At 52.7% G+C, this 11,822-nt stretch carries 8 protein-coding genes and 1 riboswitch; of the genes, 2 read left to right on the forward strand and 6 right to left on the reverse strand.

Annotated features, from left to right (window positions below):
- Window positions 1-91: 91 nt before the first annotated feature.
- Both E1N14_RS17895 and E1N14_RS17900 read right to left on the reverse strand, forming a co-directional pair.
- A complete protein-coding gene (locus E1N14_RS17895; protein ID WP_025008933.1) occupies window positions 92-280 on the reverse strand; it encodes a hypothetical protein in 189 nt (62 codons plus the stop codon).
- A 188-nt stretch (window positions 281-468) separates the two neighbouring features.
- A complete protein-coding gene (locus tag E1N14_RS17900; protein WP_025008932.1) occupies window positions 469-2,577 on the reverse strand; it encodes a winged helix-turn-helix domain-containing protein in 2,109 nt (702 codons plus the stop codon).
- 197 nt (window positions 2,578-2,774) lie between these two features.
- On the opposite strand from E1N14_RS17900, the gene rluA reads away from it, so the two are divergent.
- Together rluA and asnC are read left to right on the forward strand one after the other, a co-directional pair.
- A complete protein-coding gene (gene rluA / locus E1N14_RS17905) occupies window positions 2,775-3,452 on the forward strand; it encodes a bifunctional tRNA pseudouridine(32) synthase/23S rRNA pseudouridine(746) synthase RluA (RefSeq protein ID WP_025008931.1) in 678 nt (225 codons plus the stop codon).
- A gap of 108 nt (window positions 3,453-3,560) precedes the next feature.
- On the forward strand, window positions 3,561-4,022 hold the full coding sequence (asnC, locus tag E1N14_RS17910; protein ID WP_025888669.1) for a transcriptional regulator AsnC: 462 nt from the start codon (window positions 3,561-3,563) through the stop codon (window positions 4,020-4,022).
- Window positions 4,023-4,174: 152 nt separating this feature from the next.
- Here the strand turns inward: asnC and E1N14_RS22180 are convergent, their stop codons facing one another.
- The 4 genes from E1N14_RS22180 to E1N14_RS17930 form a co-directional block, all read right to left on the reverse strand.
- Window positions 4,175-8,044, reverse strand: coding sequence for a S8 family serine peptidase (locus tag E1N14_RS22180; protein WP_062793487.1), 3,870 nt, complete (start codon window positions 8,042-8,044; stop codon window positions 4,175-4,177).
- A gap of 192 nt (window positions 8,045-8,236) precedes the next feature.
- Window positions 8,237-9,343, reverse strand: a complete 1,107-nt coding sequence (locus E1N14_RS17920) for a succinylglutamate desuccinylase/aspartoacylase family protein (protein WP_037474109.1) — start codon at window positions 9,341-9,343, stop codon at window positions 8,237-8,239.
- Complete coding sequence (gene lysC / locus E1N14_RS17925; protein WP_025008930.1) at window positions 9,333-10,700, reverse strand: lysine-sensitive aspartokinase 3; 1,368 nt, start codon at window positions 10,698-10,700, stop codon at window positions 9,333-9,335. The genes E1N14_RS17920 and lysC overlap by 11 nt, the downstream gene beginning before the upstream one ends.
- Window positions 10,701-10,836: 136 nt before the next feature.
- Window positions 10,837-11,013: riboswitch (Lysine riboswitch) on the reverse strand.
- An 82-nt stretch (window positions 11,014-11,095) separates the two neighbouring features.
- Entirely contained in the window at window positions 11,096-11,530 is a 435-nt protein-coding gene (locus tag E1N14_RS17930) for a DUF3293 domain-containing protein (protein WP_025008929.1), read from the reverse strand.
- Window positions 11,531-11,822: the final 292 nt, after the last annotated feature.

Below are 11,822 nucleotides of genomic sequence, written 5' to 3' on the forward strand. Positions count from 1 at the left end.
AGTTTAAAAACAGGTAGTACACCAATACAAAAGCGCTCAGTGAACCAACCAAATAGAGAGTAACCTGCAACATGATGGCCTCCACTGACGGTTATAGATTGATGGACTCATCGGGGATCTTGTAAATCACACACTCTGGATACGGCTCACACAGAGATGGCGTATTGACTTCATCCTTGCCCTTTGTGGGTGTCGACGCCAGCAGTAGCGGTAAAGCAAACAGAGTAGAAAGTAACGCAAATCCAATCGCATTCTTCACAAACTGATTCAAACTTTTCATCGTCTTTTCTCCTGCTGGGAAATGGGTGGGCGCAAACTGCGCCCGAGATTGCTTTGACCTTTTGGCCCGGTACTCAGGGTAAAAACCAAGCGCTTTGGTGGTCAGGCAATCAACCTTGTCCCTAAAGCTATCTCAGGCAGGGAAAAGCACCATAATGAAAAGGTGACGGAAAGGTGATGTCTTATAAATCAGTTAATTACTTCAACTATATCTGTATTGGCAGGCCCCAATAATGCCAGCGAAATCTGGCCGTCATCTGTCACTGACAGCAATCTTGGGGAAACTTTCTCCATCGGAATGTCGCGCCCCTCTCTCTTGCCCGTGTGGAGATCTATCTTGAGAATGCCCATGGCATTGTCGTTGGGCCGCAGCAACCAGAGTGCCTCGGAAGCCAGTTGCCAACTGCTGCCGAAGTGGGGGGTGTATTGGTCATAAAAGAGTTCTTCGACGCCCTGTTTCAGGCGCCAAATCCCTTTCTTGTACAGGCGGGTAAAATAAAGAGTACCGTCGGCGGCGTACTTGGCGGAAAAGCCATCCGTCAGCAAAGGTTGCTGCTCGCCACTGTCCAACAGCAGACTGTTTATCTGCCAGCGACCATCGACGCTGACGGCTGCCAGCAGCTCATTGCTGCTGCGCCCCCAACTGACATTACGAACATTGCCCAGCTGAGGGAAAAACTTGAGTTCACCGTTTTCAGGGTTGAGGACAAACACCTGTTGGTTGAGGCTGCCGGCCACCAGCTTGTCATCGGCTGAATAACTGAGTTCATCTATATGGGAAAAAGTGCTCAGGCGACTCAGTTGTTTCTCCGTGCCCTGTTCGTCCCGACGCCATAGTTGTGGCAATCCGCTGCGATTGGAAACAAAGATCAGCTCCTTGCCATCGTGGCGTAAGGTACCGGCGGTATCACGGCGACTGGACGCCACAAAGCGCTGCGGTTTGGAAGTCTCATCAAAGGGCGATGACCAAAACCAGATCTCCTCTTCAAACAGTTCACCGACAACCGCTGCCATGCGTCCGGCACTATTGGCCGAGGGAGAATTGATTTCCTGCAACACGCTCGTCAGCCGGGTTAACTTACGGGGTTTGAGTTGCAAGCGGTGAAGTTGTCCCTCTTCACCTCGGTATACCAAGGCGTTACCGCCTTTATCCCAGGCGATACTGCGCAGTGGATACCCCACCCGCTGCAGGTTTTGCCAATCACCGGATTCGATATCGAACAGTAAGATCTGGGTGTCGAACCAGTTGATACTGCGCAGCACGGCCAGACTGTGACCGTCGGGAGACAAGGCCAAGGCATAGTCACCGCGTCCCACCACATGAGGTTGACTCAACTGCTGACGCCGACCATCGCTGAGGCTGAGCAGAAAAACGCGCTTGAAACCTTCAACCCCTTCGGCATCGACATAAAACAGCGAGCGGTTAGAGGGACTCCAGGCGATGCTGGTCGACTGTGTCGTCTGATGGCACTGGCTGACTATGCGGCTTCGCATCCCCTCTTCGGTCAGCTCTGTCACCATAATGCGACAGCCCTGAGTCTCACTGAATGCCAAATAAGCCAAGGCCTTGCCATCGTGTCGCCAGGCCGGGTAGCGCAGACTGTAATCATCCACAACCGGAATGGTTTTGATGACTCTGTCGCCGAGCGCCATCAGCTCAATATGCCACTTATCGGCGTTCAGTTCCCGATAGGAAAATGCCAGCATGCTGCCATCGGGGGACAGGCTGGGGTCCACCTCCTGACCATTGAGCGAAGTCAGTGGAGTCAAACGCCGGATGGCCACATCTGTCAACTCAAGCTGGGGTTTTTCCTGGACAGGAGCCAGATAGAGCCAACTGGCAATACCCGCCGCCAGCACTCCGAAGGCGCCGCCCAAATAGCCCCACTTGCTGCCGCCTGCTGCTATCTTTTGCTCAGTCTCGACGTCTGCCAGTGTTGCCGGTAAAGGTTCATCCAGTGAATCGTCATCAAGTGTCGTCTCGCGTACTCTCGCTATCAACACATAGCCCTGCTTGGGCACTGTCTTGATAAAACGTGGATCTCTGGGATTATCCTGCAGATGCTGACGCAGCAAGCCGATAATGCGGTTAATGGCGTTATCCGTGATGATGCCGCCGTGCCAAACCTCCTGGATCAACATTTCACGGCTCACCAGGGTGTTGGCATGATGGATAAGACACAGCAATACCTGCATCACCCTGAGCTCGAGCCGCACTTGAGCCTCTTCGCGGCTCAGCGTACTCATCTGAGGGTCAACCAACCAATCTTCCAACAGGTAACCTGAGCGCCTTCCCATATCAATCCATTTTCAATTCAAACACTAAGATACTAATTGCCCATGTTGTAAAAGAGAAGTAAAGCGCTCAAATTAACCAAAGGCAGGTGCGAATAATTCCCAGCCTGCTCTGAAGCCTGGATGCAGCAACGCCCAAGAGCTTGCATCTACCTGCAGCCGCGGTTATCTTTGCCATCCATTTTCATTGAGGCCATGACATGTCAGATTTTGTCTACAATCCGCCAACCGAACCTTGGCTGGATATTCTCTATCAAGACAAGGACATCATAGTCATCAATAAACCTTCAGGACTCCTCTCGGTTCCCGGACGGGATCCGGCCCATCACGACAGCGCCTATGCCAGAGTCCTGGCCGAACATCCACAGGCACAAGTGGTTCACCGCCTGGATATGGCCACCTCGGGCGTGCTCTTGCTGGCACTGAGGCGCAGTGCCGAACGGGAGCTGAAACGTCAGTTTCGAGACAGGGAAACCCAAAAGAGTTACTACGCCAGAGTCGCCGGCCATATCAAGGCCACTCAAGGCAGTATAGAACTGCCACTCATCTGCGACTGGCCCAACAGACCCAGACAGAAAGTCGATCATCAAGTGGGGAAGCCATCATTGACCCACTATGAAGTGATCAGCAAGGGGCGCTATTCAACTCTGGTCAAGCTGATCCCCATCACAGGGCGCTCACACCAACTCAGGGTGCATATGATGGCATTGGGTCATCCCATTCTGGGCGATGGTTTCTACGCCGACTCCTGGGCAAAAAGATTGGCTCCCAGATTGCTGCTGCATGCCGCCAGCCTCAGCATCAAGCATCCCTACTCGGGCGAACCCATGAGCTTCAGTGCACCTGTGCCTTTTCTCGCGCCCGAAGGTGAGCAATAACGGCTAACGTCACCATAGATGTTGAGCCAAAAGTCGCCATAAGACTGGCAATTTTACAATAAAACACGTAGATTCATGCCTGATTATAAGCAATTTAGGCGTGATGCTGTGGATACATCATTTCAAAGAGATCAACTGGACAATCAGATCCTGGAAGCCCTGATGCAGGATGCACGAACTCCTTTTGCCGAGCTGGCCAAACGCTTCAGCGTCAGTGCAGGCACGATTCATGTCAGGGTCGAAAAGATGAAACAGGCAGGTATTATCACCGGTGCCCAAATAACGGTTAACCCCAAAGCTCTGGGCTATGATGTCTGCTGCTTTATCGGCATCAATCTCAAGAGTGCCGGTGACTATCCCGCCGCTATCTCCAAGCTCAATGAGTTGGAAGAAGTGGTAGAGGCCTACTACACCACAGGCAACTACAGCGTATTTGTCAAAGTGATGTGTCAATCTATAGATGCCCTGCAGCACGTGCTGATTAACCGTATCCAGTCGATAGACGAAATTCAATCTACCGAGACCCTGATAAGTCTGCAGAATCCAATTGTCAGGGCGGTAAAACCTTAACAACAGATAAAGAAAAGGCTGCCAAATTGGCAGCCTTTTTCAGTTTAAGGCTTAGGGAAGGTGCAAAGGACTATGGCCATTTGCTGCAAACCACGCCTTACATCCAGGCCTGTAAGCCAACGCAGAGCACACAGGACTTGCTCGCACCTTCCTTAGCTCGATTTCCTGCGCAGCCACCCCAAAGGCAGCAATAGCAGCGACAACCAACCCAGCGAACCACCACTGTCACGCTCGAAGTCAAAGACCACTATGCTGACAGTTTCTGTGGTGCTGTTACCCTTGGAGTCACTCACCTTCAGATTGAAAGTCAGCAAATCGCCAGAGCCTCCCACTTCAGGTGCCGTCAGCTCCAGCTTGGCCGCCGAGCTGTCAAACTTCAGTGGTGCACCGGCAATCTGAGTCCATTGATAGCTGACAGCATCGCCATTGGGATCGGCCGAGGCAGACGCATCGATAACAAAGCTCTTGCGCTCTGCCACTCGGTCCGGTGCATCAACTTTGATAACAGGGGCCCCTTCTTTAACATCGAACAGATACTCCTGAGTCAGCACCTCGGCGGTATCATTGACTACGGTATTGCTCAATATCAGCTTATTGCCCTGCCCCTGTTTACGCGGGATAAACTTGAAGCTCAGCGTTTTGGCCGGATCGCCGGTTTGCATCACATGAGTCCAACTCAATACTCCTTGAGCCAGTTCTCCTTGGTCGCTGATAGCCGTGACTTCATGTCCTTCCGGCACCATGGCCTTGATTTGATATTCCCGAGCCTCCGGGGAAGCATTGGCAGCAATAGTTACAGCCATGGTTACTGGCTGTCCGGGGGCCATCTCACCACTGAGCACACTGGCCGCAGGCATTTGCACATCATCAACGACTCGGCTGAAAGCAACCGGCAAGTTCTTGGCCGCGATGCTGGTATCGCTGGACGTCAGAGTTACGACGGCATAACCCAGGTCGCTGGCGGCAAAATTATCCTTCCAGGCAAACTTCAGTGAGAAGTCCTCGTTATCACCCGTCTTGGTCAGAGTAAAGTTGTCCTGAGCCGGACCTGCCTCTACCACTGAAGTTTTCAGGGTGAAGGGATCCTCGGCATTGGCGGCTGAGGCCTCATAGTTTTGCACAAAGATATAGTAATCACCGGCTTCTGGATTACTGATGCTGACAGATTCATCAGAACCGGCTCTGGCCGATTGGCCAACAAGGGCATCCAGCGCCCCGTCACCGTCCCTGTCTATTGCCACATAGAGATCCAAATCCGGAGAGTTGGTGGCAGTAATGGCCGTATTGAACAGCTTGGCACCATCTCCAACACTGTAAACAACGTAGGCAACGCCGTCGGTAATGTCGTCCAGGAAGCTACCAACATCCGAATCTTGCTTCAGCACGCCTTCAAAGCTGTCGGCCAGTGCCAAGGCAGATACCTCTGCATCCAGTCCCGTCATATCCAGCGATTTGAGCTGGCTGAAAGTCAGCTCATCGGCATCTCGTCCTGCCCGGATGGTAAAGCTGTCCGGCAGGTTGTCACGGGAAGCCTTGACCGCCACCGGCATAGCCGCATCGGGGTGGTTGCTCGAGGTCAACAGCAGGTTACCAAACGCCCAATCACTTGAGCTCACCCCTGAGATATCGGCAGTGACAGTCACCACCTGTGACTGCCCCTTGGTCAGAGTGAAGTTTTCAGGCGAAACCGTTATTTTCAGCCCTTCAGTCGTCGCCACCCCGGCAGCGCTCCATACGCCGTCTTTGGTCGCCGTGACTTTTCGAGTCCAACTGCAACTGTTAACACATTGGCTAGTGGACATGCTGGGAAGATTCAAACGTCTGGGATCACCACCGAGTTCTGGATTGGCAAACTCATAATTGTCCGCCAACTCATCCATGATGAGCCCTGTCTTGGCGGCCAAATCGACCCGGATCCGGCCGGCACCCACATCAAACGGATCCGCGGTAGTCTTGCCATCGGCCTTGGTCATAGAGCTGGCCGTAGTTGCCGTCAGCATCAAGGCTGAACGGATATTATCCGGCGTCCACTCAGGATGAGCCGACTTCAGCAGCGCCCCGGCGCCCGCCACATGAGGGCTGGACATAGAAGTACCGGACATCAGGGTATAATCGGCAGGATCTGTCCCTGTTACTTCATGGCCATACTGCTCATCGGCATAAGCGGCATAGATGTCCACACCCGGTGCTGAAATCGAAGGCGCAATCACATCGAAGTAACGATTTGGCCCGAGTAGAGAGAAGTCGCCCAACACATCTGCCTGACGCTCAACGGCCGATGGAGTAGCATTGATTTTGGCCACCAGCCCTGGCGTGGCCGCCAGCGCATCCACAACAGCCAAGCCATCAATATTACCGATGAAAACAGAAGGGATACTGGTGTTGCCCAGTCCGGACATCTTGGTTCTGACGTTGCCTTCACCGTCTTTGTTAAAGACGATAACCCCTACTGCCCCCGCATCTTTGGCATTATTGACCTTATCGGCAAAGTTACAACCGCCGCGCTTAATCAGCGCCAACTGTTCCTTGAACGCATCGGCGGCAAAGGCGTTACAACCTTCGAAATTATCAGCTGCCAAGTCACCGGCATACACCAAAGGTGCACTGATATCTGTAGTCATTACCGGCCCGGTTCCCTGAGTGTAGTCCAGTTGGTCACCGTTGAACTCCAGAATGGAACGCACTTCCCGGTTGTGGGTAGATGCCGCGACTGAGGTATACCAAGGCGCATTTTTGGGTGAAGAAAAGGGAACTTGGCTAACCGAGGCAGAGGTATTTCCGGCCGATACGGCTGAGAAGATGCCGGCATTACGGGCAGCCAGGAAGCTCATCTCTGTCGCGCTTGACCAAGGGAAACCACCGCCGCTGATGGAATAGTTGATCACATCCACACCGTCGGCAATGGCATCATCCAACGCTTTGAGAATCGCCGATGTGGGACAACCTGAATATCTATCGCCATTGTTGCCCGGACGGCAGATCTGATAGGCAACAATGTTGGCATGGGGGGCAACCCCGGAGATCTGTGTAAATTCGAGCCCGGTCTCAATACCTTCCCCCTGAGCCTCACCGACTTCACCGGCAACATAGGGGACATTCTTAAGGATATTGCCCGCCGCAGTGCTGGCAGTATGAGAACCATGGCCACCATAATCCTCACCATTCTTGGGTGGAGGTGTTGGGCCAAAGACCTCTTCATCATCATAACTATCGGTAATCTCGGGATAACTTCTGACCCCGATTAGCTTGTCGTTGCACATGTCAGAAAACTCTGCCGCACAATCACCGACGTAGACCCCCTGCCCCCAGGGGTTAGTATGGTCGTAACCATCTCCCCCAATGTCGGCAAAGGATGGATGATCACTGTTGATCCCCGAATCGATCACCCCGACTATGACCCCTTCACCCATAGCCCGGGTCCCTGTTGCACTGCCGTCCCACACTTTGGGAGAACCTATCATGCTCTGGCTACTGTCGGTATCCATTGAATAGAGGCTTTCCCGCTCAATGAACGCCACTTCGGGTAACTTGGACAGGGCTTCAGCCTGCTGCTGATCCATGGTGACAGCCAGGCCATTAAAGGCATAGTGATATCTGGCCTTGGCCTGCAACTGAACCCCTTGGGCCGCGGCACTCATTAAAAAGTTCTGTTGTTTGGCATTCAAATACTTCACGTAGGACTTCACCGCCACACTGGCGGTATTCAGCTTGGGAGCCTTTTGGGGCGCCAGCCCTTGGCTTCGTTGTGGACTGGTGGCTTCAAGCCCGACAATACCACCGGCATAATTCGCCACAGAGGGATCTTTAAGGCGCACTATATAAGTGTATTTACCCTCTGCAAGTCCAGGCTCTTTGACAAACTTATGTTGCCCCACCCCTTGCTGTTGTCCTTTGAGGCCGCTGGACGCACTAAGCAGATCCGACGAAATAAATGGATCCGATACGCTCACTGGCGCGGCTTCTGAATGGAATGCCATAGATAACAGCGCTGCTGAAACGGCTATTGCAACTTGACTCTTCACTTGTCTACTCCCTATAAGACTGCTTATTGTTGTTTTATGTTTCCATGCTCAAAAACACTCCCTTAATACAAAGGGATTAATTCTTGTAACACCAATTGATACAAACAAGAAACAAAAGACACAAAATATTACAAATTATCAGCCAGTTACAGAATGGTAGACGCTAAAAAGGATTTCATATCCGGCTTTGACTTAACCAGAAAGAGTGAAGTAGTTGGTCATCACCTTGTAGAGCTCAGTACCTTGATGCACAGACGCCGAGGCAAAATGCAGCACGGGGATCACATCCTCATTGAGCGAGAGCCTGGTGACTTCAGTGCCGGCATCAACTCGGTCGAGCCTGAGCATATTGACCAGAGGCGCGCCCGCAGCCAAAGGTACTCCCGGCTCGGCCAGATACTCCACCATACCTGCCATAGGTGCGTGAAACTTTCGATAGTCTTTCAGCATACAAGCAAAACGCGACATCACCTCGGGCTGTATGCTCTGGGCTATCACCTCTCTATAGCTCAGATAACTTAATATGCCTTCCGCATCTCGGCTGGCATCAGCAAGATCGATACGCTCCTGGCTGCCAAGCTCCAAAGTAAAGGCCGACACTGCGACTTTCAGCTCTCTGCCCCGGCTATTGGCATAGTCGCTGAGCTGCCACCAGGGATTGAAGGCCGCTTCATCCATCGCGCCGCCAAAACCTTTAGGCATCACCAGGGTATAGGGAATATGAAAGTAGCCGGCAGCAGACAGCTCATACTCGGGGCAATAGAGATGTTTACAGGACTTGGGGCCGGTGTGCAGATCCAGCACTATGTCAGCGCCGTGCGCCAGTTTCTGCAGATTGAGCGCCAATCTCTGCCCGGTCGTCACTCCCCAGGGATTGGCCAATGCCTGTTCACAGTTGGCAATAAGAAGACGACGAAAAGCGTCAAACAGTGCTTGCTCCGGCAGCTCACTATGCTGCAGATACCAGTCATCCAGGTGGACGGCCTGATCCAGATAGGCTCGGTTCCAGTTGATACCTGTGATGGGATCGAAACGGCCCAAGGTAAACTCACCGCTTTTCTGGTTAATCCCCAAGGGGTTGGCCAGAGGCACCAGGGTGATATCTCCCAGAGGCGGATGAGCCTTGAAGTACTGCAGCAACTGCAAAATCACCGCATTGCCCTGCACCTCGGCGCCATGCACATTGGCCTGAATATAGACGCTGGGCGCCGCATCGCTGGTACCTTTGAAGCGATAAACAGGTATGGTCAAGGGCTGGCCGGCAGCCAGCTCCCCAACCGGCAGATGTTCAAGCTGCATCCTGAGCCCCTTCAAACAGGTTACGATGCAAAGCGGCAACAACATCACCGGCTTCGGCTTCCGACACCAAGACACAAAGATTGTGCGGACTGGCGCCCTGACAGATCATCCTGACGTTGTGGGGTTCGAGCACTTCAAATACCCGGCGACAGATCCCGGCAGTAGTGGCTATCTTGTTGCCTATGATGGCCACCAGAGCCAGCTTATCTTCCACCCGCACACGGCAGTTTTGCGACAATTCCTGCAGCAGGGCTTCGGTCAGAAGCCCCTTGCCGGCCGAATCTGAGCCCGTTTTGTCCAGCGTCAGCGACACGTTCACCTCTGAGGTGGTAATGAGATCGACACTGATCTTGTGCCGCGCCAACACGGCAAAGGTCTCTGCCAAAAAGCCCTGGGCATGCAACATCTGCAAACTGTGCAAGTTAAGTAGGGTCTGATCTCGTCTCACCGCAACGGCCCTGAATACCGGCTCATCTTCCACTTGGTGACGGATCCAGGTGCCACCTTTTTCCGGTGCCCGACTGGAGCCGACAAACACCTGGATCTGTTGACGCACCGCCGGCAAGATGGTGGCAGGGTGCAACACCTTGGCACCGAAAGTAGCCATCTCTGCCGCCTCATTAAAACTGATTTCTGCGATAGGCCTGGCGTTGGGAGCCAGTCGGGGATCCGTGGTGTAAATCCCTTCTACATCGGTCCAGATCTCGACCGCATCGGCTTCCAGCGCCTCAGCCAAAAGGGCCGCAGAATAATCGCTGCCACCACGCCCAAGCGTAGTGGTTCGGCCATCGGCATCGGCGCCGATAAAGCCCTGGGTCACCAGCAGTTGCTGCTCAAGCAAAGGTTGCAATTTCTCTGTCGCCAGTCGCTTCAACTCGGCGATTTGTGGCTCGGCCTTACCGAAATGGCTATCGGTACGCATCACCTGGCGCACATCAAAGGCGCTGGCCTTGGCACCACGTTCTCTCAATACCGCGGCAAACAGCGCTGAAGAACACTGTTCGCCCAAAGATAGGATCTCATCGACCATAGCATGACTCGGCGCCTGCAATAACCTCGCACTGAGCGTTGCCATGCGGCTGAGCAAAGCATCCAGCGCCGCGGCAACATCTGCCGGTCTGCCAAGTTTATCCAGAATTGCGTATTGAATGGTGGCTATCTCTTTCAATAGCTTGAGACGGCGCTCATCCCCCATGTCTGCCTGGGACAGCTCCACCAACAGATTGGTTACGCCACTGGATGCACTGACCACAACCAGACGGGTGGCCGGGTTTCCAAGCACTATATCGGCACAGCGATTCATCGCCTGATAATCGGCAACTGAGGTACCACCAAACTTGGCAACAACAAGAGACATCAGCGCATTCCCCCACAGGCAGGTAACAGGGAAAGGTCGATAACGAGAATAGATTTCATGAGTTAAGCTCCGAACAGATAACGTTCGAAGAGCCTGGTGCAGAGATAACGCACCCCATAGCAGGGAAACAGCGATCGTCACCAGAAGCTCTCCACCAAAACCAGGTGACAGTCGCCAGGATTCAGCCTGACCAACCGGCCGGAAGCGTAGCCAATACGCATCCCGACCTCGGCGTTAATCTCCCTCATGAGCCGTCATTGGAGAATTGGCCTCCTCTGACTCACTACCTAGTTAACGCACCTCTTCTGTTCCTTTCTCGCGAAAGGGATGAAAAAATTAGCAATAAAGTCCTTATGAAGTCAATGCTAATTTGCGCAGGATGAAATTTCCTCAACTCATCCGTCACTGAGCTCGGGTAACTCGCTGACCAGGCGCGCCCTGGCAGCAAACTGTCCAAGCGCCACCTCTCGCTCCCCTTTCAGGCAAGGCACCAAGGTCAAGAGCCCACTATCAACGTAGTAAAGGGCATTTTGGCGATACTTTGATGCCAGTTCTATTGCCGCGGCCTTATCCAGAAACAGAGCCCAGCTTTTTTCCATATGACTGAGATCATCGGCAGCGCCTATGATCGCCCGGTAAGGAATGCCCAGCTTATCAATATCGTGTTGTAGCTGCCGATCGAGAAGGCGGTTTTGGCAAGAAGTGAGTTTTTGCCCAAGGGGATTATGGGCGGTGACAATAGCGAAAGGAACAGCGGAAGAAAACGACTGAGTCAATAAAAAGCATGCGCTCTGGTAGTACTGCCAGAGACTTTCAAATGCAGCATCCATTGTAGTATCTGTCTCTAATGAACCGGATTTATTCTAGCAAAGGCTTTTGCATTCCCCTAGCCCCGTGAGCAAGCTCACAGTAAGACAAAATACAAAATGCTTATCTTTCAATAGGTAACGCAAAAACTTGTGATATAGATCATAGTTAAACATTAATTTGTTAACATTTCATTTGTTAACAAATGCCCAATCCTAGTACAATGGATTGTATCGACAGAGGCTTAGAGTTAAGTGTGTGACCCGGCTAGCGCCATTACGCTACAGCATAAGTCTCTATCGATAACGACTCTGT

The sequence above is a fragment of the Shewanella algae genome (assembly GCF_009183365.2).
Classification (GTDB): domain Bacteria; phylum Pseudomonadota; class Gammaproteobacteria; order Enterobacterales; family Shewanellaceae; genus Shewanella; species Shewanella algae.